Origin of the sequence: Tenacibaculum ascidiaceicola (assembly GCF_047470925.1) — a bacterium.
GTDB classification, from domain to species: domain Bacteria; phylum Bacteroidota; class Bacteroidia; order Flavobacteriales; family Flavobacteriaceae; genus Polaribacter; species Polaribacter discolor.
In genome coordinates, this window is the sequence record NZ_JAZKJP010000004.1 from 100,298 (window position 1) to 125,042 (window position 24,745).

Here is a 24,745-nt window from a genome sequence, read left to right on the forward strand (position 1 = left end):
TTAGTTTTTGAATAAATAAGCGGAAAGTTAATGAAATCTTATTACTAAAAAAGAAGGTTTATTAAAAATTTAACAAACCTTTATCATTATCACTCGATAAAAACAAACTTTTACGTTCTTTTTTAACAGTTGCTTTAATAAGGTTTTGTTGATCAGGGAAATGATCTACTAAAATATCGTTTTCTACTTTTATTGTTTTTGGGAGTGAAACATTTTCAATTTCTAAATAAAAATAAACAATGTCACCATCATATTCTTTACCTATAAATTTATAGGCTTTTTCATCATCATTTATATTAATCTTAAAATGAGCTTTTAAGTATTTATAAAAGTATTCGTTAATAGATGGTAACTCATTTTTAGTAGCAATTTGAAGATTAGTGTTATAATCTTTGTTTATGGCTAGTTCAATATCATCCATAAAAACATTCATAATCATTTGTACACTTTGAGTATCTTCTCTGTATTCAATTTCAGTTAACGCAACATAGTATTTATGTAAGGTAAATGATAGTAGTAATGGAAGTACTAATAAAAGGATGATAACTTTCTTCATGGTTGATTAAAAATCAATTATTGCGCCAAATTAGTGTTTTCCAATAATTTTAAGGTATTCTGTATGCTCTTTTCTAAAAATTTTAATCACTTTTAACACTTCGCGGTTTTGGTAGAGTTTTTCTATGCCTAACGGATTGCAATACTCTAAAAAGTGATAATACTTATCTACAGGAATTTCAAGCTCAACAAAAAAGAAGTCTTCACCTAGTTCATTAAGTAGTTTTGCAGGCATACTTTCTTTAAAAGCTAATTCTTTACGAAGTTTCCATAGTTTTTCTGAGTCTTTTACAGGAAACGTATTGGTAGTACCCATACCTTCAAAAGCTTTAGTAGGATCTACTCTAACCACATTAGGCTTTACATGTTTGCTTATATAATCGTCTGAGTGATAATTAGTATAGTTAACATTAGAAAAGTTGGTAGCTTTACTTGCGATTTCTAAGTTTTTATCTTGTTTTACTTTTTTAAGGTCTTTGGCTAATTCTCCTGAAAGTTCATTGTTTCTTAGTAAAACCTCATCTAACTCATAGTCTTGCTTTTCAAGAGTGGTTCTTTTTCTATAAGTATTAAAATCAGCTTTGGTAAGCTTTTCATATATGGTTTTATAACCTATACTACTATACCTTATAGAGTCGGTAGGTCTGGCAAAAAGTTTGTATTCTCCTTTATCATTAGAAAATGTTGCTTGGTTTGTTGAAAAGTTAACAATATGAGCATTTTCTAACACACCGTTTTCATCATAAACAATTCCAAAAAGTGTTTTTCGTTCTTCTTGAGAGAATACTAATTGAGATAAAAACAATAAGGTTATTAGAACTTTTTTCATGGTACTTTATAAGGTTAGATTAGTATACACCTAAAGGTACAAAATATTTTAAGAAAGCGTAACTTAAATAACCAAATAGGGAAGAGGTATTTTAATTGTATTTTTTAGGATTTAGCTTTTTAAATTCTTCTGATTTCTGCTGTAAAAATGTAATCATTGCTACTTCATTATTTAAATAAAGAGTATTGAAGTCATCGGCAGATTCGACAAAGTAAATGAATCTGTCAATATCCTCTTTTAGTATTTTTATTTCATGCTCAATAACTATATGGTAGTTGTTACGTATATTTTCTATTCTTTTTTCTCTGTCTTCAATAGCTTTAAACTTTTTAAGTTTTTTTATTCTACCAGAAATCCAATTTAGCAAAGGGTCAATTGCTATACCTCCATAGCTTGAAGTAGCAGTATGTAACCTCCTTTCAGCAGGAGTAAGTATTCTAGAACCGGCAAAAGGTAGGTTTAGTGTTTCGGCATTTATTTCTTTTTCAGACTTTATGTGTTTTGTGTCCGAAGAAATATATCCAAGCAAATTATGTTTTTTTATCGCTACTTCATCCAGTTCAATAGGTACTTTTTTTAGCTGAATATAACTTTTTTGTATTCCGAAGTTATTTATACTTACCACAACGTTTTTGGTTTCATAACCAACAAACGAAATTTGTAAGGTATCACTTACTTTGGCTAAAATCCTAAACTCACCATTGTTATTAGTAAAGGTTCCTTGCTTAGTGTTTAGGTTAATAACATGTGCGTTAGAAACGGCACTTACTTCATCTTGTATGGTAGCGTAAAAGAATTTTCTGCTTTCTTGTGCTGTAGCTTTTATTATAAAAAACAGACAAATAATTGAAGGGAGTATATTTTTCATGTGCTTAGTTATTACTAATTACTTTTAAATAGCTCTTACTTTCTTGCTGTAAGATGGCAATCACTTTTAAGAGTTGTTGTTCTTTATATAATTTTTCTATACCTAAGGGATTACAATATTCTAAAAAATGGAGATACTTATCTTTAGGTATGTTAAGTTCTTTATAAAAGAAATGTTCTCCAAATTCTGAGAGCAGCATTTTAGGAAAGCTTTCTTTAAATTTTATTTTTTTTCGGGTTCTTTTTAGCTGTTCAGAATAATTATCTTTCCCTAAACTAATTGCGCCTCCAACACCAGCAAATTTAGCAGTAGGGTCAGTTACTTTTCTCATATTAGGAACCCCCATTTTATCAATCTCATCAATAGGCATAATAATAGGGTCTTGAAAATCAATCATAGAAAAATCCAAAGCTCTTTTAGCTTTTTCCATGCCAATATCTTTGGGCGTTTGTTTGGCATCAATAGCAATAGAACCTATTAAGTTATGTTTTTTAACTTCCACTTCATCTAATTCAAAAGGAACTTTAATCAGTTTAATCTCGTTTTCTTCCATTCCAAAATGAAGACTCGTAACCTTAACTTTTTTGGTTTCGTATCCTACAAACGAAACCTGTAAGGTATCGTTAGGCTTTGCCAATATTCTAAACTTACCTAAATCGGTACTAAATGTACCTTGTTGGGTATTTAGGTTGATAATATGAGCATTGGGTATAACACCAAGTTCATCATTTAAAACCCCGTATAAGAACTTTCTTTTTTTCTGGGCAGTAGCACCTAACGTAATAAGAAGTAAAAGTGTGATGGGTAGTTGTTTAATCATGCAATTATTTTTTGGTAACTCTTATATTTTCATTTTCTAATAGGTAAGGGGAGGTTTTACTATTTTCAATTAAAACAGCTGTAAGCTCTAAAACTTTATCTTTATTATATAAGTTTATAATTCCTTTTGAAATGCATGCTTGCAAAAACTGATTAATGCTTTCTCTCTTTATTTTTAGTTGTTGTACAAAAAAGCCATCGGTAAAGTGCTTCCTGATTTTTTCAATATTTTTATCTTCAATAGTTGCCTTTTTTAATTGTTTTTTTAGCTTGTTCTTTCCATTTAAAGCATTAATAAGGCCAGTTAAATTAATTGCTACTCCCGATTGAATTTTTACTGTTTTTTCATCTTTTGGTTGTATAACATTAGCATAGGGGAGTTTTAGGGTTTTTGCATTAACAATAGGAGCATTGCTAAGAATATCGTTATCAATTTCTAAAATACTTTTTTGTCTTTCTAGCACAACTTCATCTAACATGTGTGTTTTACTATCAACAAAAATTACAATGTTTTTAGCTTTTATATGCTCTTTAGTAATAGTAACCTCTTTATACTCTAGGTTAAGGTGAGAAATTAATAAGGTATTATTTTCTGCAGCTAAAATTTCAAAACGTCCATTTTCATTAGATACCGCACCAATGGCCATTTTTTTATTAATAATATGTACATCTTGTGTAGCAATACTATCTATAAACACAGTACCAGTAATAATTTTAGGTGTGTTTTGCGCGATAGCAATACAAGAGAAACAAGTAAAAAGAACAAGTAACAATTTTTTCATATCACAAATAAACCACCAAGCAGTCTTAAAAATGTTTTAAGAACATGGTAAATTTTTGTTAAACAAAGAAAAAAGACCGTTTGAAAAATAACTTTCAAACGGTCTTACGGCATTTAATAAAAAGTATAAAATGTTATCTTTCTAAAACAATTGTTGCTGTTCCTTCTGTTTTAATAACATCATTATCTACAACCTTATTTTCAGATAAATCTTGTTTTAACACCATTCTGTTTTTAGAAAATGACTCAACAGTAAATTTTGATTGTATTACATTACTATTACCGTTTTTAAATATTAGTTCATTTCCTTTCACTTCCCATTTACCAGCACTTAAACCTTGTATAGCAGTTGCATTATGGTTTGTAGTTTCTACCTTATCATTAATCTTTGTTTTAGTTACTATTTTCACAGCTCCTTTGGTTGTATATTTATTAGAGCTTTGTGAAAAGTTAAACGAAAAGTTATAATCTTCTCCATGAATGTTAGACTTGCTGTCGTATGATAAAACACGCGAAGTAACTTTAGTTGTATACTCAGAAGTTAAACTAGTTAAATTCCATGTACCTTCAAGTTCTATAAACGAAGTGTTTTCTGTAATAGGAATTTCAACAGAATCTGAACAAGAGAATAATAATGTAATTGTAAAAAGGAAAAATAAATTTTTCATAGTTTTATATGCTTTTGATTTATAAAATAACACCTACAAAAACAACTAGGACTTGAATAACCCTACTTTATTTATCAAATAATTTTACGGTTTATTTTTAACTACATATTTTAGCCATAAATACTCGCAAAGCATAGTGTTTATAGTAGGTTGTAAAACATACGTTTAGCACAAACAAAAAGTAAATTATTAAACATTTAATAAAAATAAAAAATGAAAAAACTAATTGTAGCAAGTACATCTACCGTTCATGGTAGTGGGTACCTAGAATATATTTTACCCACCTTAAAAAACTTTTTTAAAGAAGCAACTACCATACTATTTATTCCGTATGCACGCGCAAGCGGAAAAACATATGATGAATACACTTCTGTAGCTCGCAAAGCTTTTGCTACCATTGGTAAAGAAGTAGTAGGGATACATGAGTTTGATAACCCGAAGGATGCTGTTTTAAAAGCTGAAGCAATTTTTACAGGTGGAGGTAATACGTTTGAACTGGTAAGCCAATTATATAAAAATGATATACTACCAGATTTAACAACGGCAGTTGAAAACGGAACTCCGTATTTAGGTACCAGTGCAGGAAGTAATATTTGTGGGGTAACTATGATGAATACGAACGATATGCCTATCGTATATCCACCGAGTTTTAAAACCTTAGGGTTTATTCCGTTTAATATTAATGCGCATTATTTAGATCCTAATCCAGACTCTACCCACATGGGCGAAACACGAGAAACGCGTATTAAAGAGTATCATATATTTAACGAAACTCCTGTGTTAGGACTACGTGAAGGTAGTTGGTTAGAGGTTAACGGAGCAACTATTACGTTAAGAGGAAGTTATACCGCACGTTTATTTAAACAAGGAAAAGAACCAGTAGAGTTGCCTACTGATACTGAGGTTAATCAGTATTTTTAATACGATTTTATAGAGAATAACTTATAAAAGAGAACTCCAAACAGCAGTTTGGAGTTTTTTTATTCATAAAGGTTGTTGATTAACTATTTTCTTGTCTTCACTCATAAGCTAATATGGTGTTTTTTGGAGGTGAAAATCTACTCACACAAGTTTACTGTATCTTATTAAACTCTATAGGTTCTTTTTGAGAGTACATTTTTAATGATGTAATTTTTCCTTTAATATTATTCATAAATTGAATGTCAAATTGAGGATTAAATACGTCTTTAAACTCTTTAGTAGTTTTTAAGAAAAAAGAGTCATAGTTTAAATGCTCCAACTGAAATTTATAGGTAGGTAAAATAGCATATAGTTTACCATTTTCTTTTACAATATCTATCCTTCCAAACCCTTTAGCCTTATAAGAACCACAAAATGAATTTAAAGAATGGGTTGGCATTTTATCCTTATTAAATTGCTTATAAGGCATAGGCTTATATATTTCTTTTATATTAACCGGATAGTTAGGTTCTGGGGTAATATTGAATAATCTTCTTGTAATAGTGTCCACTATCATATACGGTAAGAGAGAGTTGTCTTGGTTGGTTAAAACCACAATTCCTATGTTTTCAAAAGGAAATAGTGCCAGATCTGAACTAAACCCGTAGGTGTTTCCTCCGTGTTCAACTCTAAAACGTCCGTAGCTAGATCGTAGACGCCATCCAAAGCCTTCTCCGAATAAAAAAGCGTCTTTTTCATAATTTCCTTCGTTAAAATTTTGAAGAGTTGTTGCTTTCTTTATGTACTCTTTAGGAATGATTTGAGAGTTTTTATATACGCCGTTGTTTAACCAAGTTAATATCCAATTGGCCATATCATTTACAGTACTCTTAATAGCACCTGCAGCATTAATGGTGTTAAATTCTTCGAAGGTTACTTTCTCAATTTCTCCTTTATATATACCATAAGGCAAAGAGTAATTAGACGTTTTTTTCATTTTATCTAATATGGTATATGAGTTAGTCATTTCTAGTGGAGTGAATATCTTTTCTTTAATATTGGTTTCCCAACTATCTCCTGTAACTTGCTCAATAATTGTTCCTGCAAGGGTGTATGCCATATTACTATAGGCAAAACTATTTTTTACTTCAGCTTCAGGTTTTAAATATTTGAGGCGTTGTACCATTTTTAATCTGTTTTTCTCTGGAAAGAATATTTGTGTAGTTCCTTGATTCCCTATTCCGCTTTTATGGCTTAAAAGGTCTTCAATGGTTATTAAATTGTTCATGGTCTCGTTATAAAACTCAAAATTTGGAAGATAAAATGCTGGTTTGTTTTTTAGAGATACTTGATTTTTAGATTCTAAAATACCTAAAACAGATCCTGTAAATGATTTAGTAACAGACCCAATAGGAAAAATAGTATTGGTAGTAATCGGTAGTTTATTTTCTAAATCTCTATAACCAAATCCTTTTGAGTATATCACTTTATCATTCTTAACTACAGCCACAGATACCCCGACTGCCTTATATTTCTTCATCAATAGATTAATCTCACTTTCAATACCCTTTAGTTCTTTTGGTGTTTGTTGGCTAAAGCAGAATTGAATAGATATTATTAATATCAGCGTGTTAATAAACTTCATGTTTGTACAGTTTTAATTTGAGGCAAATATGAATCATTACGCATCTATAAACGTCCGAGTAAAGAAAGTCGGACTCATTTTTATGTAAAAAAGAGTACAATTAAAAGTAAGACCAAGTTTAAACTCTTGATTTTCTGTATTGTGTTGGAGTTTGGTTTGTTGCTTTCTTAAAAGCACTATAAAATGAAGACTTAGAATTAAAACCTACTTCGTATAAGATTTCTAATACCGTAAGGTCTTTTTTAGAAGGGTTTTGTAGTAGTGTTTTTGCATCATTTATACGGTACTCATTTATAAAATCAAAAAAGTGTTTTCCTAAATGATGATTAATTAATAGCGATAATTCTTTTTCTGGAATCTTGGTTTTAACAGACAGTTTTTGCAAGGTTAATTCAAAATCTAAATACGGTTTTTTATCATTCATAAACGTGATGAGTGTTTCTAAGTACTGGCTTTCAACCTCGCTTTCTTTCGCACTTAATGCCTTAGTTTTCTTTTTTGAAGTAGTACTAAGTGGCTCTAAGTTGATGTTTATACCCGTAAAAAGTTGTGGATAGTACAACGCTTTTAACACAAAAAAGATAGTAATAGATAAAACCGAAAAACTTATTAATAGATTAATATTTAAAACGTATTCTTGATAGATAGAGTTGGATAAAAACCATCTTACCAGCACAAATGAGTGAGCTATGCAAGAAAATAATGTAATTTGAAATAGCCATTTATAAACGGCATAATTGGAGTTTGAATAGTTTTCAAGATAGATTGTTTTGTATTTTTTCAAAACTATAAATATGGCAATGATGTAACTAATAAATTGTATTTCACTGACTATTTCATAAAGTAATAAGCTCTGATTAGATGCATCCGTAATATAAAAAATGACTAAAAAAACGATAAATAAGAAGAAATGAATAGCATGCTTTTTTGTAATCTTAAAATTTGAATAACAAGCTGATAATACATAGAGATAGAACAAAGGTAATTGCAGTAGGCTAGAGGCTACTTTTAAATTTTGAATAGCAGGATATTGTAGAGTTTTGTTTGTAAATAAGCCTATTAAATCAAATGTAATAACCAGTAAGTAAATACCAAAAATTGTATTTGGCACTTTATTTTTTGTTTTAACAGTAAAAAGAAAAACAGAAAGAAGTATCATCATAAATACAATAATCTTTCCAATACTTTCAATAAGTTCTATTTTACTTTCCAATAGCCTTGTGTTTTTATGAGTAATCTCTCTGTACGCTACAAAAAACAATATTCATATTTATTGTACAATCGTAGCCAAAGGTGGCTAATATAACAAAAAAGGTAATTAAACAGGTGTTTAAGAAGTAGAGGGTTAGAAAGGAGGAGAGTAGTAGTTTTATATTTATTGCACGTTGACTTTTTATTTAATCGCAACAGCAGTTTTTATCGCTTTTAGCTTTTTCAAAGCATTCTCTTCCTTCTTTAAAGGCAAAGTAAGAAAGTCCAAGTGTTCCAATACTGTCTATGTAAGGAATATTAAACAATTCATAAACTCCGCTACTCACAAGTAAAATTATAGACATATAAATACAGACCATTGTACAATTTGCATCGGCTAAAATTGGTGCGGAATTAAGTTGATTACCAACCTTTCTTTTCCAAACAACCAATATCCACATTATTAGGATAGAAATTATAGAAATAACAACTCCCCAAAAAGTTGTAAGTGGTTTATGTCTTGTCCAGATATTATAAATACTAGTTACTACTAGTCCAAAAACCAATATATAAAAAGCAATTCCAGTAATTCTTAAAGCCGTTCGCTCAAAATCATCACGTTTACTATTAGGATTTTTTTGAATTCTTACTATCATATGGGCAATTCCAAGTCCTGAAATAACCTCTATAAAACTATCTGATCCAAAACCAAAAAGAGCAAGACTTTCATCTTCAAACCCTAAGTATGTTGAGATAATTCCTTCTGCAATGTTATAGATTATTGTAAATATTGCAAGTCCAAATGCTATTTTATATAGTTTTTTGTTATCTGCCATTAAAATCTATTTTATTCTGTTTCTCAAGACTTTTACAACTTGATACTAAACAATATAACAAAAAGATAGTTAAATATGGTTAACAAGTGCTTTTAACTGATATTACAACAAAAAAAGACTGCTTTTAAAGGCAGTCTTTTGTATTATATATAATGTGTTTTTTAATCTTCTTCTTGTCTACGTTCACAAGCTAATAAGGTGTTTTTTAGCAGCATTGCAATTGTCATAGGTCCTACACCGCCTGGTACAGGCGTAATGTGAGATGCCTTTTCTTTTACCTCATTAAAAGCAACATCACCTACTAATCTAAATCCTCTTTTCTTAGAAGGGTCGGCAACTCGTGTAATACCTACATCTATAATTACTACATCGTCTTTTACCATATCACCTTTTAAAAACTCAGGAATACCAATAGCAGCTATAATAATATCTGCTCTTTTAGTAACCTCTTTTAAGTTTTTGGTTCTACTATGTGTTAGGGTAACGGTTGCGTTTCCTACTTTTCTTTTTTGTGATAGTAAAATACTCATTGGGCTTCCTACTATATGGCTACGACCAATAACTACTACATCTTTACCAGAGGTTTCAATATTATAACGATCTAACAATTCTAAAATTCCAAAAGGAGTTGCAGAAATGTAGGTTGGTAGGTTTAAGGCCATTTTTCCTACATTCATAGGATGGAAACCGTCTACATCTTTATCAGGATTTACAGCCATTAATACCTTTTGTTCGTCAATATGATCGGGTAGGGGTAGTTGTACTATAAAACCATCAATATCATTATCAATATTTAAAATAGCAATTTCGTTTAATAATTCTTCTTCAGTAGTTTCTTCAGGAAGACGAATTAAAGTAGATTCAAACCCTACGCGTTCGCACGCTTTTACTTTTGCATTTACATAGGTTAAACTTGCTCCGTCGTTACCAACGATAACAGCTGCTAAATGTGGTGTTTTTTTATCGTTAGCTTTTAATGCTGCTACTTCTAAAGCAATTTCTTCTTTAATGTCTGCTGATGTCTTTTTACCGTCTAGTAAAATCATAGTCTTGTTAAGTTTTCAGTATACAGTTTTCAGTATACAGTTGTTGTGTTGTAATTGTTGTGTTGTTATATTCCAAATTTATTAGGATTTTTAATCATATAATTGATTAGTTTCCCAACTTCTTTGCTTTTGTTTTCTAGTTCTTTCTTTTTTTCAATATCAATATAGTTACATGCTAAAGCAAAATCTAACCAAAGTTGTGTTTCAGAGTTTTCGCTATCTGCGTCAGAAAGTTTACTCTTAAAATGTTTTGGATATTGTCTTTTTCTGTAAGCTTCAGTGATTGATGAACATACAGACCTGCTTGAGCGAATAATTTGCGAGGTTAAAGCAAATTGTTCAGTAGCAGGGAAGCTTTTAGTTATATGAAAAATTTCCATAGCTAATTCAAATCCTTTTTTGTATGCTAATAAAGTTTTAAAACCCATAAATGCAGCTTACTGAATACTGTTTACTTTGGTACTGTAAACTAAATAAAAAAAAGACAGGCAGAAGCCTATCTTTTTTATATTATCTCATGCCTTTCATCATTTGCATCATTTTTCTTCCGCCACCACCTTGCATCATCTTCATCATTTTGCTCATTTGATCGAATTGTTTCATTAACTGGTTAACTTCTTGCACCGAAGTTCCGGAACCTTTAGCAATTCGTTTTTTACGACTCGCATTAATAACAGAAGGAGTACTTCTTTCTTCAGGAGTCATAGAGTGTATAATGGCTTCAATTCCTTTAAAAGCGTCGTCGTCAATATCAACGTCTTTTAATGCTTTACCAGCACCAGGAATCATACCTACTAAGTCTTTCATGCTACCCATCTTTTTGATTTGATTGATTTGATTTAAGAAATCATCAAAACCAAACTGATTTTTAGCAATCTTCTTTTGTAATTTTCTAGCTTCTTCTTCATCGTATTGTTCTTGGGCACGTTCTACTAATGAAACAACGTCTCCCATTCCTAAAATACGATCAGCCATACGACTTGGGTGGAATACATCAATAGCATCCATTTTTTCACCCGTACCTATAAACTTAATTGGCTTATTTACTACCGATTTAATTGATATTGCAGCACCCCCACGTGTATCACCATCTAACTTGGTTAAAATAACTCCGTCAAAATTTAAAACATCGTTAAAGGCTTTAGCTGTGTTTACAGCATCTTGCCCTGTCATAGAGTCTACCACAAATAAAGTTTCTTGTGGTTTTACTGCTTTATGGATGTTAGAAATTTCGGTCATCATTTCTTCATCAACAGCTAAACGACCCGCGGTATCGATAATTACCACATTTTTACCGTTTGCTTTTGCATGCTTAATAGCATTTTGAGAAATTTCTACCGGATTTTGATTTCCTTCTTCTGCATATACCTCAACTCCAATTTGCTCTCCAACAACACGTAACTGGTTAATTGCGGCAGGACGGTATACATCACACCCTACTAATAAAACTTGTTTAGTTTTCTTAGTTTTAAGATAGTTAGCTAATTTACCAGAAAAGGTTGTTTTACCTGAACCTTGTAAACCAGACATTAAAATTACAGTAGGTGAACCTCCTAGGTTTATACCAACAGTATCACCCCCCATTAACTCGGTTAATTCATCCTTAACCAATTTTACCATTAATTGCCCAGGGTTTAACGTTGTTAATACGTCTTGACCTAAGGCTTTTTCTTTTACTGTTTTGGTAAAATTCTTTGCTATTTTAAAGTTAACATCGGCATCTAATAAAGCTCTACGAACTTCTTTTAGAGTTTCCGCAACGTTAACTTCAGTAATTTTTCCGTGTCCTTTCAGCGTGTGTAACGCTTTATCTAACTTTTCGCTTAAATTATTAAACATGTATCGGCTTCATTTTTTAGAGGCACAAATTTAGTTATTAGTTGTTAGTTTTTAGCAATTTGTTTACAGATTTTTTCTGCTTAATAGTATAAAAGTGTGTGTTTTTTTATGATTTGTAAGAATAGCAGTCTGTTTTTTTAGTTTTTCTATTGGTGTGAATAGGAGTAAATGCTATAAATCATCAGTAAAATGTTTGCGACTTTTTTCTTGACTAAATTTTTCTTGATTGAAGTTTTTTGAAGCATTTTTAGGAATGGATAAGGATTCCCACTTTTCGTTTTGTAACATTTTCCCTAAAAATACAATTTGACCAATATGGTATGGGTAGTGACAAATTTGACGATTAATTGCTTCGATTACAGTATGTCCTTGGTTTCTTATGTAGATGATTTTTTCTAAATCGGTTTCTTTTAAAGAATTAATAGTGTTTAAAAAGCAATTCCATCCTTTTTCCCAATAGGTAATCATTTCTTCTTTGGTTGAAAAGGTATTTACAAATTCATCATCTCTATTTCTCCACGATTTTTCTCCATCTTCAGTAAAAAAGTTGGTCCAACGTGATAGCATATTACCCGCAATATGTTTAGCTATTACAGCAATAGAGTTACTTTCTTGATTATATTGGTAAAATAGTTCTTCTTGAGTAAGTTGATTAAAAGTTTTATCACCTAAACTTTTATAGTAGGTTATTTGTTTTCTTATACTTTCTAAATAGGAGTTTTGCATGGCATATTTTTTAATAAAAAAGACTGGTTAAAACCAGCCTTAATTTACAATTTTATTTTTTAGGAATAAACTCTAAAGCAACTCCATTAATACAGTGACGTTTACCAGTAGTTTTTTTAGGACCATCATTAAAAGAATGCCCTAAATGTCCGCCACACTTATTACATTTTAACTCTGTTCTAGCATAGCCTAGTTTATAATCTGTATCAAGCTCTACATTTCCCTTAATTGCTCTATCAAAAGAAGGCCATCCACTACCTGAATCATATTTGTTTTCAGATTTATATAGCGGGGTTTTACAGGCTGCACATACATAGGTCCCTTCTTTCTTGTTAAAGTTTAAAGGACTTGAGTTTGGACGTTCTGTACCTGCTTCTCTAAGAACATAATATTGTTTTGGCGTTAACAACTGTTTCCACTCACTATTGGTTTTATTTATCGGGTATTTTTTCTTTTTTTGAGCACTTACAGTAGTACTAACCGTTACTATTAAAAGGAATAAAACAACTAATTTTCTCATGGTTCTTTAATTATAAAATCAACAATTTTGGAAGCTACTTTCGGGTTACGAAGAATTCTAGTGTGTCCTAAGCCTTCAGTAATTAAAAGTTTTCCATTCTGTAAGTTTTGACGTATTGCTATAGCACAACTTACATCAACATCACCATCAAATGAGTCATGGACTACTAGAGTAGGTATTTTTACACTTTTAGCTTTTACACTTGAAGAGTGAGTATCAATATCTCGTTGCCATTTTTTATCAAACAAGCTCTTCATTTTATGAGCTATGATAGGTTTTACTTGTAAGTTTTTAGTAAAGTTTAAAATAACATCTGATATTTTATCTGCTGCTCCTACGGTAACCAATTTGTTTACAGTAAAACCTTCTGAAAAGGCATTATAAAGGCATATACCTCCGAAAGAGTGTCCTATAGCAGCTTCAAATGGTCCAAATTGTTTATTGATTTCAGTAATGGTTTCTAAAAATTCAGGCATTTCAGTAGTTTTTCCTGTAGATTTTCCATGTGCTGGTCCGTCGAAAGAAATAACCATATAGCCTTTTTCTAGTAACTTATCAGCAATCATATATAATTGAGTACTTCTTCCTGCCCAACCATGTACCCATAATACTTTTTTAGTAGAGTAACCATACGATAGTACTTGAACATCTCTTGAAATAGATGGCACATTTATTGTTTTCTTTTGAGCACTTTCTAACATTACTTTTTCCCTTTTAGGAATAGGGAAGTTAACAGGAGTCGTAAAAAGCCTAGCCCCAAATTTAGCAGCTTTACTTACAGATATAAACTGCAAAGCTTTAGCTGAAAATATTACAGGTTTAGGAATTTTAATACTAGGTTCAGCAGTTTTTGAATGCGTAAAATTCATGAATTGGTTTTTAAGATAAAGATAGAATTTGTAGCTTTAAAGACATAATATATTATCAAGTTTGTGACAAATAAGTTAATTTCGTGTCATAAAATATACAACCAAGAACATAGAACTTTAAACTATTAAACAATGAAAAAAATTATAGCCCTAACATTTTTAGCCGCTTTTTTAGTAGAGTGTAGCACTGTGCCAATTACGGGAAGAAAAAGATTAAATTTTGTGAATGATGCTCAAATATTACCAGCAAGTTTTGCACAATACAAGGGGTTTTTAGAAGAGAATAAACTATCTACTAACACTGCTAAAACGAATGAGATTAGACGTGTAGGGAAAAATATTTCTACAGCTGTAGATCGTTTTATGCGAGCTAATGGTATGAAAGCAGAAGCTGATGCTTATAAGTGGGAATTTAATTTAGTTGAAGATAAAACTGTAAATGCATGGTGTTTACCTGGTGGGAAAGTAGTTTTTTACACAGGAATTCTACCAATTTGTGCTAATGAAGATGGTATTGCAGCGGTGATGGGACACGAAGTTGCTCACGCATTTGCAAAACATGGGCAAGAACGTATGTCTACAGGTCAGTTACAACAATTAGGAGGAGTAGCTTTAGCTTTAGGTACTCAAAACAGTGAAAATGCTGAAATGTGGAATATGGCTTATGGTTTAGGAACTCAAGTAGGGGTAATGTTACCATTTAGTAGACAACATGAAACTGAAGCTGATAAATTAGGGTTGGTTTTTATGATTATGGCAGGGTATAAAGGAGAAGAAGCAGCAGAAGTATGGGTACGAATGAGTCAACGTTCAGGAGGAGGAGCTCCACCAGAATTTATGAGTACACACCCATCTAATCAAACGCGTATTCAGACTTTAAGAAATTTTTTACCTGAAGCTAAAAAGTTAGCGGCAAAATACAACATGCCTACGAGTAAATAAGATTGATAAATTATAGTATATTGCAAACCGTTCATTTTAAATGAACGGTTTTTTTTATTAGAATTTATATGTACAAAATAGGAGACAAGAAGTTAATTAATGGATGGGCATTTTACGATTGGGCCAATTCAGTATATTCATTAGTAATTAGTACAGCCGTTTTTCCGTTGTATTACAGCGGAGTAACGGAAGGTAAAATAGTAAGCTTTTTGGGTATGGATTGGGAGCATCCAGATAGTTTATATAGCTATGCTTTATCGTTTTCTTTTTTAGTAGTAGCTTTTATTTCTCCAATTTTATCAGGTATTGCAGATTATACGGGAAGTAAGAAAAAGTTTATGAAGTTTTTCTGTACACTAGGATCATTATCGGTAATGAGTTTGTACTTTTTTGATGGAATAGACACTGTGTGGATTGGAATTTTATTTACTGTTTTGGCAAGTATAGGTTTTTGGGCAAGTTTGGTATTTTATAATGCTTATTTACCAGAGGTAGCTCATCCAGAACAGCAAGATAGAGCCAGTGCCAAAGGTTTTGTATATGGGTATATTGGTTCTGTTATTTTGCTACTAATAAATTTAGCTATGATTATGTTTCCTGAAACTTTAGGTATTAGTGCAGGAATGGCGTCTAGAATTTCATTTGTTATGGTAGGTTTATGGTGGTTAGGATTTGCTCAAGTTACCTTTAAACGTTTACCAGGTAATGTATATAACAAGAAACCTGAAAAAGACTATATATGGAAAGGGTACAGAGAGTTACAAATAGTAATTAAAGAGCTATTAAATTACCCAACCTTAAAACGCTTTTTAATTTCTTTCTTCTTATTGAGTATTAGTGTACAAACTATTATTTTAATGGCAGCTATTTTTGGTTCATCAGAATTAGGGTTGTCTTCTACGAGTTTAATTATTACCATTTTATTGGTGCAAATTGTTGCAATTTTAGGAGCTGTTTTATTTTCAAGGTTTTCAGAAAAATGGGGAAATATAACTGCTTTAAAAGTAACAATTGCAGTGTGGATGTTAGTTTGTTTTTGTGCTTTTTCTTTAGATAAATCTCAAGAGTATGTTGATATCTATTTTTATGGATTAGGAGGTTTATTAGGGTTAGTACAAGGAGCTATTCAAACCTTAACACGTTCTACGTATTCAAAATTATTGCCAGAAACAGAAGATCATGCTACGTATTTTAGTTTTTATGATGTTACTGAAAAAATAGCCATTGTTTTAGGAACAGCTGTATATGGAGCATTAAATGCAATTACAGGTTCTATGCAATGGAGTGTGTTGTGTTTAGCTATTTTCTTTTTAGCTTCGTTTATTATTTTAAGCACACTTAAAAAGACAAAATATGTAGTATAAAATTGTGCAATATTAGCTACACAAATAATACTTAAAACTATTTTAAAATAAGTTTAAGGAGTTTTTTGGCTATTGCCCTGCGATTAAAAAGGTGCAGAAGCAATAAAACTTACTTGTTCTTTTGAAGTTGGATGTACAAATGTGATTTTTTCAGCATGTAAATACAACCTGTCTGCTTTCTTACCGTATAAATCATCACCTATAATAGGAGTGTTTAGTCCTAAAATGTGTGCTGCATGTACACGTAACTGATGTGTACGTCCTGTTACAGGATAAAAGTAGACTTTGGTTTTATTGTCTAGAGTTTCTATAGTTTCCCATTGAGTCAAAGCTTTTTTTCCATGTTTATAACAAACAAGCTGTTTAGGACGATCATTTAGGTCTACTCTAAGTGGTAACTCAATAATCCCTTTTTTATCTTTTAAAACACCTTCTAATAAAGCTACGTAGCGTTTCTGTATAGTTTTATTAATGAATTGAGCCTGTAAAGCTTTATAAGTGTCTTCATTTTTTGCTATTAATAGTATTCCTGAGGTTGACATATCTAAACGATGTACAACTAACGGACCTGTAGCTTTTGGATATAATTTTTGAATACGACTAAAAACAGAATCTTTAATTTCTTTACCAGCAACTGACAATAATTCATGAGGTTTGTTGATTACTAATAAATCTGCATCTTCATGAATAATTGTAATTTCTTTTTCTTCTTTTAATTGCGCCACTAATGGGTTTTCTTCTACAGTTACTCCTTGTAACATGTGTGTTAAAATAGGTTTACATTTACCAGTGCAAGCAGGGTAGTAGTTTTGATGTTTTCTTATAGAGGTTTGCAAAGGCTTACCCCACCAAAACTCGGCCATACAAATAGGTTTTAGTTGATGTTTGTATGCATATTGAAGTAATTTAGGAGCGCAACAATCACCAGCACCAGCAGGAATATTTTGTGTAGAGTCAGTAAAAATATCTAATAAGTTTTTAGTTTCTCCTCGATAATTAAGAAAAGCATACTTTTTAAATATTTCTTGTTGAGCCCAGGCTGAAATATTTGCTCGTTTCTGCTTTAACTCCTCAATTTGCTGCTGTTTTGTGTCGTATACTTTTTTTAAAGGAGCTATTTTATCGTTTAAATACACTTCATATTCACGTAAGTAAAACTCTTCGTTAATATTTAACTGGTTGTTTTGTTTTGCTAATTCTTTTCTGAGTTTTCTACGTTGTTTAATTTTAGACTGCTCTTTTGTTAAAAGGTTGTCGTGTAGTTGTTGTGTTTCTTGATATACTTTTTTTATTTCAATAAAATCAGAAGCGTTTTCTAAGCTTACTATTTTATGAGTTAATTCATTAAGCTGTTCTTCTGTTTTAATATAAAATTCATTTGTATCTAACACATCAAATACTGGCGGAACAAAATATTTATGTTGTGTGCTTTCAGCTAGTTTTCCTGAAAAAGCGGCTACATATCCTAAACTTCCATCTTGTTGCTCTATAACTAATACTCCAAACATTTTTCCAAGCGCTTTTACATCCTCAGGTTTTTTGATTCCGAAGTTGTGAGAAAAATCGGTTTGATTTACTAAATACTCTTGTAATTCTTTAGTAGCTATTTGAGCTAAGGTGTGAGGTGAATAATTGTATGGATAATCGAATTTTTTAGGTAATTCAATATTAGATATATCCGAAGAAAAAGAAATTATTTTTGTCATCTTAAAAGAAAAAAGTGTTGCTTTCACAACACTTTAAATAAACGATTATTCTCTATAAATTTTATCGTATAAATCTTTATACATTTCTCTAATAATGTTTCGTTTCATTTTCATCGTAGGGGTAAGGTGACCACTATCAATAGACCATTCTTCTGGAGTTAATTCAAACTTTTTAATAGTTTCCCATTTACCAAATTTTGTATTGGCATAATCAACTTCTTCTTGAATACGTTCTATGACTTTAGGATTACTTACCAAGTCTTTATTATCTCCTAAGGTGACGTTATGTCTTTGTGCCCATTCACGTACAAACTCAAAGTTTGGTTGAATAAATGCAGCAGCCATTTTTTCACCTTCACCAATAACCATTACTTGTTCTATAAAACGAGATTGTTTTAACTGACCTTCTAATAATGGTGGAATAATATACTTACCTCCTGAGGTTTTAAACATTTCTTTAGTACGTCCAGTTATTTTTAAGAAACCATCTTCACTTAATTCACCTTTATCACCTGTATGGAAATATCCGTTTTGTAATGCTTCAGCGGTTTTTTCTGGGTCTTTGTAATACCCTTGCATTACGTTAGGACCTTTTACTAGGATTTCACCGTTATCAGCTATTTTTACTTCAACACCATCAATTAACTTACCTACAGTCCCTATTTTAAAACCACCATTACGCATATCATTTACTGAAATAACAGGAGAAGTTTCAGTAAGACCGTAACCTTCCATTACAGGCATTCCAGCAGCTGTAAATACTCTTGTTAAACGAGATTGTAATGCAGCAGAACCAGATACCATTATTTTTAATTCTCCACCTAAAGCAGCTTGCCATTTAGAGAATATAAGTTTTCTAGCAATACTTAATTTCTTCTCATACCACCATCCGTTAGCTCCATATGGCTCATATTGTAAACCTAAGTCTATAGCCCAAAAGAATAATTTCTTTTTAATTCCTGTTAAGTCAGCTCCTTTGGCATATATTTTATCATATATTTTTTCATATAATCTAGGAACAGCGGTCATTACATTAGGCTTTACCTCTTGTGCATTTTCACTTAATTTATCAATAGCTTCTGCAAAATAAATAGAGATTCCACAATATTGATATAAGTATAATAGCATACGTTCAAAAATATGACAAACAGGTAAAAAGCTCAAAGCTCTTCCTTGTCCATTTTCAAGCGGGACTCTTTTTTCACTACTCAATACATTTGAAACTATGTTTTTATGACTTAACATAACTCCTTTAGGGCGTCCTGTTGTTCCAGAAGTGTAAATTAAGGTAGCTAAATCGTCAGTTTTAACAGCAGCTTTACGCTCTTCAACTTCATTTTGATTACTGTTATCTTCTCCTAATGCTAAAACTTCTTTCCAACTTTTTTCTCCTTGAATATCATCAAAAGTAAAAACTTCTTTAAGCTTTGTATTTCCTTTTATTTGATTTAGCTTTTCTAAGATGGTATCATCTGAAACAAAACAATAAGTAGCTTCAGAGTGGTTTAAGATATATTCGTAGTCTTCTTTTGAAATGGTTGGATAAATAGGAACGTTTTGAGCTCCTGTTTGTAATATTCCAATATCACAAATATTCCATTCAGTTCTATTGTTGGTTGAAATTACAGCAATTTTATCGTTTGGTTGTATTCCTAATCGTAATAAACCTCTACTTATAGCGTTGGCTTTTTCTATATACTCATTTGTTGATATAGATTGCCATTCACCATTGTATTTAGTGATAAATGCTTTTTTTAAATTATATTTTTCTTGTTGATAATAAGGAAAGTCAAAAAGACGCGTAATTTCAATCGACATATGTTCAAATTTTTGGGCTTTGCAAAGTATGAAAAATACCCCGATTGCACAAGTTGTAGTTTACTGGTTGATTTATTGAGGATTATATATTTTTTGGTATAGATTATTGTATTTTTCTAAGATAATTTTTCGTCTCATTTTTAATGTCGGAGTTAAATGACCTGCATTTGTAGTCCATTCATCAGGAGTAATTTCAAAACGTTTTATTTGCTCCCATTTACCAAACTTCTCATTACAAAAATCAATTTCTTTTTGAATTCGTTTGATTAGTTTTTTATCTGTAGTCATATCTGTAATAGTATGGTTATGTCTTTTAGCCCATTCTTGAACAAATTCTGAAGCTACTTGGATTAATGCTGCAGGCATTTTTTCTCCTTCACCAATAACCATTACTTGTTCTATAAAACGTGATTTTTTTAATTCACCTTCTAGTATAGCAGGAGCAATATATTTACCTCCAGAAGTTTTGAAGATTTCTTTTTTTCTATCCGTAATCTTTAAAAAACCTTCATTATCTAGTTCTCCGATATCTCCCGTATGAAAATAGTCGTTTTCAATAGATTCGTCAGTTTTTTCTAAATCTTTATAATAACCCATCATTACGTTAGGGCCTTTAACTAAGATCTCTCCATCATCAGCTATTTTTACACTTACGTTTTCAATAACTTTTCCAACTGTTCCTATTTTAAAGCCATTATTTCGCATATCGGTTACAGAGATAGCAGGAGAAGTTTCAGTAAGTCCGTAGCCTTCAAAAACAGGAATTCCTGCAGCTGTAAATACTCTAACAAGTCTAGCTTGTGTAGGAGCGCTTCCCGCTAACATAAATTCTAATTGTCCGCCTAAAGCTTCTTTCCATTTTGAGAAAATAAGTTTACGGGCTATAGAGAGCTTAAACTCATACCACCAACCATTTTCTTTGTATGGTTTATACTGTTCTCCTAGTTGCAATGCCCAGAAGAATAGACGTTTTTTTATACCTTTTAAATTACTTCCTTTATCAACTATCTTATCAAAAACTTTTTCTAATAATCTAGGAACAACTGCCATAAAATGAGGTTGAATTTCACGTAAATTATCCCCAACTTTATCAATACTTTCAGCAAAATGAATTTCAAAGCCCATATATTGACAATAATAAGATGCTGCACGCTCAAAAATGTGACAAATAGGTAAGTAGCTAATAACTCTTTTTTTATTTCCTTGTAAATCGAGTCTTTTCCCTACAGCAAAAACGTTACTAACAATGTTATTGTGTGAAAGCATAACTCCTTTTGGAGTTCCAGTAGTACCTGAGGTATAGATAATAGTAGCTAAATCGTATGGTTCTACAGCTTTTTTTAATTCATTCACTGTTGTTTGATGGGTTTCATCTTTGCCAAGGTTTAGGAAAGAGTTCCATCCATAGTCTGTCTCTAGATCTTCAAAAGTAAACACCTTTTTAAGTTGTGTTTGTTCTTGAACTTTTATTACTTTTTGATAAAGTTCATCATCAGAAACAAAACAATAAACACTATCAGAATGATTTAAGATATAGGCATAATCTTTTTCTGAAAAAGTAGGATATAAAGGTACATTTACAGCTCCTATTTGCATAACTCCTATATCTAAAACATGCCACTTTGGTTGATTTACAGAAGTAATTACAGCAACTTTATCTCCTGGTCTAACACCAAGGTTTAGTAAAGCTTTACTTATGATATTGGCGTCTTCAATGTATTTTTGAGTAGATATACTTTTCCATTCATTGTTTACTTTTGAAACTAAGCAGTGTTGTTGAGGATAGTTTTCTAGTTGATGATAGGGGAAATCAAAAAGACGTGTAACTTTTGAAGATATATGCATTTAAATGGTTTTGGTTGATGCATAAATCTATGAAAATAAAAGAGATAATTAAAAAATAAATTGAGGTTAGTTGTATAGTTTACTAACACTGTTTTTATAAGTTTGACCAATAGGAATCTTATGCTCATGAATTATAATACGATTTCCTTCTATAAACTTAATTTTATCAATAGCAACGATAAACGATTTATGTACTCTTAGAAAATTGTTCTCATTTAACATAGTTTCGTAATGAGAAATCTTTTCATGGCTTATAATCATTTCATCTGTTAAAAATAGTTTAGTATAATTTCCATAAGCTTCTATAAATAACAAATCACTTAAATCAATTTGGTGATGTTTTTTATCTCCTTTAATAAAAAATTTGGTATTGACTTGACTTGGTTGTATGCTTTCTTTTTGGACTGTTTTTGTAGATACAGTATCTGATACTTTATTTACAGCTTTTACCAAACGATCAAAACTAAAAGGCTTTAAAAGGTAATCCACAACATTTAACTCAAAGCCTTCAAGAGCATATTCTTTGTAGGCGGTAGTAATAATGGTTTTTGGTGGATTAGACAGCGTCTTTAAAAAATCTAAGCCTTTTAATTTAGGCATGTTGATATCTAAAAACATAAAATCAACGGTATGTTCATTTAAAAACTGCATAGCTTCCATAGCATTATAGCAACTTTTTTCTAATTGAACATGAGGTAGCATGCTGCAAAACTCTGTTGTAATTTCATGTGCCAAAGGTTCATCATCAATAATTATATATTTAAGCATGCTTCGGTATTTTTAAAAGTGTTTTGTAAATGTTGTTTGTAATATCAATAGTTAGTTCATGTTGTTGCTTGTACAACAAAGATAATCTTCGTTTTAAATTTTGCAGTCCAATTCCCTTAGAGTTAGTTATTTCATTAGGATCAAAATTGTTTTCTATTTCAAAGTAAATAAAATCATTATTATCATATAAATTGACATGAATAAAAGCATTTTCTGCTAGTGTTTCTATACCGTGTTTAAAAGCATTTTCAAGTAAAATAATGTATAGTAGTGGCGGAATATTTAGATTCGTATCTATGTTATGTTTAAAGGTAATTTCAACAGACTTTCTGTAACGGATTTTATGTAGCTCAATGTAATTATTTAAGTATGCTATCTCTTCTGAAATTTTTACAGTTTCTTTTTCCCCGTCATAAATTGTGTAGCGCATCATATCAGATAGTTTTAATATAACTTCTGGTGCTTGAGGTGAGCTTTTAACTGTTAAGGCATACAGGTTATTTAGAGTATTGAAGAAAAAATGCGGGTTTATTTGTGTTTTTAAGAGTGATAATTCTGTTTTAGACTTTTCTTTTTTTAGCTCTTGTATCCATTTCCATTGTTCAAAAACCCAAAGAAAAAAGAAGATAGGAATGGGTATAAAAAAAATATAGAACGGAGTTTCTTGTTTTACCTTTAAATAAGCTTCTAAGTCACCAGAAAATAATCGTAGGTATAAAAAATATAAGAGTAGAGGTGTGTATAGTAGTGCTATGAATTTCCAGTATTTTTTTACGAAGTTGGGCACTAAAAAATAAGCTAGCCCACACCAAAATATCATTAATAGAATGAAGGTGATAGGATTATCTGGAAGCTTCATAAATGAATCAATAAGCACAGTAATAAAAAGTAGTACAAAAAGAACAGCAATACCAAATACAGCTTTCTTTTTCCTTTTTAAGTATTGATAATTATGTATGGGTAAAGCAATAACAAGTGCCCAAAAAACAGTAATTACAATAACCTCAACAGATTGATCATTCGGTATATTTAGAAAATTCAGATAATCTAATAAGATGAATAATGGAACAATAATTAAGAATCCAATAAGAAAAGCTTTGTATTTCTTTAAAAAATCTATCATACCTCAAAATTACTCATGTAAAACTGTTCTCACAATTATATTGATAAACACTGTTGTTTTTTAGATGAATGAATAGTTTTTTTAGACAAACATAAGTTAGCTATTAAAAGAATATGGTGTGTGCTGAAAAGAATATAGTACATCATTTTTAATTTATAAGAAAGGTAAGATGCTAGAGATTTGTTGCAAACAAAACGAATCTTATATGAATACATTAACTATAACAAACCTTTCTAAAACATACCCTAACGGAGTTAAAGCACTAAATGGAATAAACTTAAAAATTTCGAACGGAATGTTTGGTTTGTTAGGAGCTAACGGAGCTGGTAAATCTTCTTTAATGCGTACCATCGCTTCTTTACAAGAACCCTCATCTGGAGAAATTGTATTTAATGATTACAATATTATTAATAAACCAGAGGAGATAAGAAAACACTTAGGGTATCTTCCTCAGGAGTTTGGAGTGTATCCTAAAATATCAGCAGAAAAATTGTTAGATCATTTAGCTATTCTGAAAGGTATTACTAATAACTCAACACGAAAAGAGCAAGTAACTTCTTTATTACAACAAGTAAACCTTTACCAACACAGAAAAAAAGCAGTACATACGTTTTCTGGAGGAATGCGCCAACGTTTTGGGATAGCTCAAGCCTTATTAGCCAACCCCAAACTAATTATTGTAGATGAACCAACAGCTGGGTTAGATCCTGAAGAAAGCAATCGCTTTTTAAATCTTCTGAGTGAAATAGGAGAGAACGTAATAGTTATTTTATCTACTCACATAGTAGAGGATGTTAGAAATTTATGTACACAAATGGCAATTTTATCGGAAGGTCAAATCATTTCCCAAGGTAACCCAAAAGAATTAGTAGCAAGTATTGAACATAATATTTGGACAAAAATTATAACTAAAAATGACCTTGAGCACTATAAAACAATGTACGAGGTTATTTCAACCAAACTAGTGTCAGGAGAAACACAAATAAGAGTTTTTTCTGAGACTTCACTATCTAACAGGTTTGAAAGAATCACTCCGAATTTAGAAGACTACTACTTTGCTACATTGTTTCACCATAAAAAAGCCTAA

Annotated in this window: 24 protein-coding genes; 4 read left to right on the top strand and 20 right to left on the bottom strand. The window is 31.0% G+C overall.

Going from position 1 to position 24,745, the window contains the following annotated elements; translation table 11 throughout:
- Positions 1-61: 61 nt before the first annotated feature.
- From VBY68_RS02290 to VBY68_RS02315, 6 genes are all read right to left on the bottom strand, one after another.
- Positions 62-556: a DUF6702 family protein gene (locus VBY68_RS02290; protein WP_099214523.1), complete on the bottom strand. Its 495-nt coding sequence runs from the start codon at positions 554-556 to the stop codon at positions 62-64.
- Positions 557-586: 30 nt separating this feature from the next.
- A complete protein-coding gene (locus tag VBY68_RS02295; protein ID WP_121146731.1) occupies positions 587-1,384 on the bottom strand; it encodes a carboxypeptidase-like regulatory domain-containing protein in 798 nt (265 codons plus the stop codon).
- A gap of 91 nt (positions 1,385-1,475) precedes the next feature.
- Complete coding sequence (locus VBY68_RS02300; protein WP_124588452.1) at positions 1,476-2,252, bottom strand: carboxypeptidase-like regulatory domain-containing protein; 777 nt, start codon at positions 2,250-2,252, stop codon at positions 1,476-1,478.
- Between the two features lie 4 nt (positions 2,253-2,256).
- On the bottom strand, positions 2,257-3,072 hold the full coding sequence (locus VBY68_RS02305; protein WP_415268746.1) for a carboxypeptidase-like regulatory domain-containing protein: 816 nt from the start codon (positions 3,070-3,072) through the stop codon (positions 2,257-2,259).
- Between the two features lie 4 nt (positions 3,073-3,076).
- The gene (locus tag VBY68_RS02310) at positions 3,077-3,853 is read right to left on the bottom strand and encodes a carboxypeptidase-like regulatory domain-containing protein (protein ID WP_121146734.1); all 777 of its coding nucleotides are present in this window, start codon (positions 3,851-3,853) and stop codon (positions 3,077-3,079) included.
- A gap of 133 nt (positions 3,854-3,986) precedes the next feature.
- Positions 3,987-4,520: a hypothetical protein gene (locus tag VBY68_RS02315; RefSeq protein WP_415268747.1), complete on the bottom strand. Its 534-nt coding sequence runs from the start codon at positions 4,518-4,520 to the stop codon at positions 3,987-3,989.
- Between the two features lie 213 nt (positions 4,521-4,733).
- Between VBY68_RS02315 and pepE the strand changes: the two genes are divergently transcribed.
- The gene (gene pepE / locus VBY68_RS02320; protein WP_415268748.1) at positions 4,734-5,441 is read left to right on the top strand and encodes a dipeptidase PepE; all 708 of its coding nucleotides are present in this window, start codon (positions 4,734-4,736) and stop codon (positions 5,439-5,441) included.
- 151 nt (positions 5,442-5,592) lie between these two features.
- Here pepE and VBY68_RS02325 read toward each other — a convergent pair whose 3' ends face one another.
- The 9 genes from VBY68_RS02325 to VBY68_RS02365 form a co-directional block, all read right to left on the bottom strand.
- Positions 5,593-7,065 carry a serine hydrolase gene (locus VBY68_RS02325; protein ID WP_415268749.1) on the bottom strand — a complete coding sequence of 491 codons (1,473 nt, stop codon included), beginning with the start codon at positions 7,063-7,065 and terminating at the stop codon, positions 5,593-5,595.
- Positions 7,066-7,183: 118 nt separating this feature from the next.
- A complete protein-coding gene (locus VBY68_RS02330; RefSeq protein WP_415268750.1) occupies positions 7,184-8,278 on the bottom strand; it encodes a helix-turn-helix domain-containing protein in 1,095 nt (364 codons plus the stop codon).
- A gap of 184 nt (positions 8,279-8,462) precedes the next feature.
- Positions 8,463-9,092: a cation transporter gene (locus tag VBY68_RS02335; RefSeq protein WP_415268751.1), complete on the bottom strand. Its 630-nt coding sequence runs from the start codon at positions 9,090-9,092 to the stop codon at positions 8,463-8,465.
- Between the two features lie 161 nt (positions 9,093-9,253).
- A complete protein-coding gene (gene folD / locus VBY68_RS02340; protein WP_099214514.1) occupies positions 9,254-10,138 on the bottom strand; it encodes a bifunctional methylenetetrahydrofolate dehydrogenase/methenyltetrahydrofolate cyclohydrolase FolD in 885 nt (294 codons plus the stop codon).
- Between the two features lie 65 nt (positions 10,139-10,203).
- A complete protein-coding gene (locus tag VBY68_RS02345; RefSeq protein WP_415268752.1) occupies positions 10,204-10,566 on the bottom strand; it encodes a four helix bundle protein in 363 nt (120 codons plus the stop codon).
- Positions 10,567-10,648: 82 nt separating this feature from the next.
- Complete coding sequence (gene ffh, locus VBY68_RS02350; protein ID WP_099214513.1) at positions 10,649-11,977, bottom strand: signal recognition particle protein; 1,329 nt, start codon at positions 11,975-11,977, stop codon at positions 10,649-10,651.
- 171 nt (positions 11,978-12,148) lie between these two features.
- Complete coding sequence (locus VBY68_RS02355) at positions 12,149-12,703, bottom strand: DUF1572 family protein (RefSeq protein WP_415268753.1); 555 nt, start codon at positions 12,701-12,703, stop codon at positions 12,149-12,151.
- A 52-nt stretch (positions 12,704-12,755) separates the two neighbouring features.
- Positions 12,756-13,223 carry a peptide-methionine (R)-S-oxide reductase MsrB gene (msrB, locus tag VBY68_RS02360; RefSeq protein ID WP_273693743.1) on the bottom strand — a complete coding sequence of 156 codons (468 nt, stop codon included), beginning with the start codon at positions 13,221-13,223 and terminating at the stop codon, positions 12,756-12,758.
- Complete coding sequence (locus VBY68_RS02365) at positions 13,220-14,092, bottom strand: alpha/beta hydrolase (RefSeq protein ID WP_415268754.1); 873 nt, start codon at positions 14,090-14,092, stop codon at positions 13,220-13,222. The genes msrB and VBY68_RS02365 overlap by 4 nt, the downstream gene beginning before the upstream one ends.
- A 132-nt stretch (positions 14,093-14,224) precedes the next feature.
- On the opposite strand from VBY68_RS02365, the gene VBY68_RS02370 reads away from it, so the two are divergent.
- Both VBY68_RS02370 and VBY68_RS02375 read left to right on the top strand, forming a co-directional pair.
- Entirely contained in the window at positions 14,225-15,034 is an 810-nt protein-coding gene (locus VBY68_RS02370; RefSeq protein ID WP_415268755.1) for a M48 family metallopeptidase, read from the top strand.
- Between the two features lie 68 nt (positions 15,035-15,102).
- Positions 15,103-16,398: an MFS transporter gene (locus tag VBY68_RS02375; protein WP_099214508.1), complete on the top strand. Its 1,296-nt coding sequence runs from the start codon at positions 15,103-15,105 to the stop codon at positions 16,396-16,398.
- Between the two features lie 83 nt (positions 16,399-16,481).
- On the opposite strand, the gene VBY68_RS02380 is transcribed toward VBY68_RS02375, so the two are convergent.
- The 5 genes from VBY68_RS02380 to VBY68_RS02400 all read right to left on the bottom strand — a co-directional run bounded on the left by VBY68_RS02380 (position 16,482) and on the right by VBY68_RS02400 (position 23,658).
- Positions 16,482-18,104 (bottom strand): pseudouridine synthase, encoded by a 1,623-nt coding sequence (locus VBY68_RS02380; protein WP_415268756.1) that lies wholly within the window; start codon positions 18,102-18,104, stop codon positions 16,482-16,484.
- Between the two features lie 45 nt (positions 18,105-18,149).
- Positions 18,150-19,922, bottom strand: coding sequence for an AMP-dependent synthetase/ligase (locus VBY68_RS02385; protein ID WP_028892070.1), 1,773 nt, complete (start codon positions 19,920-19,922; stop codon positions 18,150-18,152).
- A 72-nt stretch (positions 19,923-19,994) separates the two neighbouring features.
- A complete protein-coding gene (locus VBY68_RS02390; RefSeq protein WP_415268757.1) occupies positions 19,995-21,767 on the bottom strand; it encodes an AMP-dependent synthetase/ligase in 1,773 nt (590 codons plus the stop codon).
- 66 nt (positions 21,768-21,833) lie between these two features.
- A complete protein-coding gene (locus VBY68_RS02395; protein ID WP_415268758.1) occupies positions 21,834-22,535 on the bottom strand; it encodes a LytR/AlgR family response regulator transcription factor in 702 nt (233 codons plus the stop codon).
- Complete coding sequence (locus VBY68_RS02400) at positions 22,528-23,658, bottom strand: sensor histidine kinase (protein ID WP_415268759.1); 1,131 nt, start codon at positions 23,656-23,658, stop codon at positions 22,528-22,530. Before VBY68_RS02400 ends, VBY68_RS02395 begins: the two co-directional genes overlap by 8 nt.
- A gap of 205 nt (positions 23,659-23,863) precedes the next feature.
- On the opposite strand from VBY68_RS02400, the gene VBY68_RS02405 reads away from it, so the two are divergent.
- Complete coding sequence (locus VBY68_RS02405; protein ID WP_415268760.1) at positions 23,864-24,745, top strand: ABC transporter ATP-binding protein; 882 nt, start codon at positions 23,864-23,866, stop codon at positions 24,743-24,745.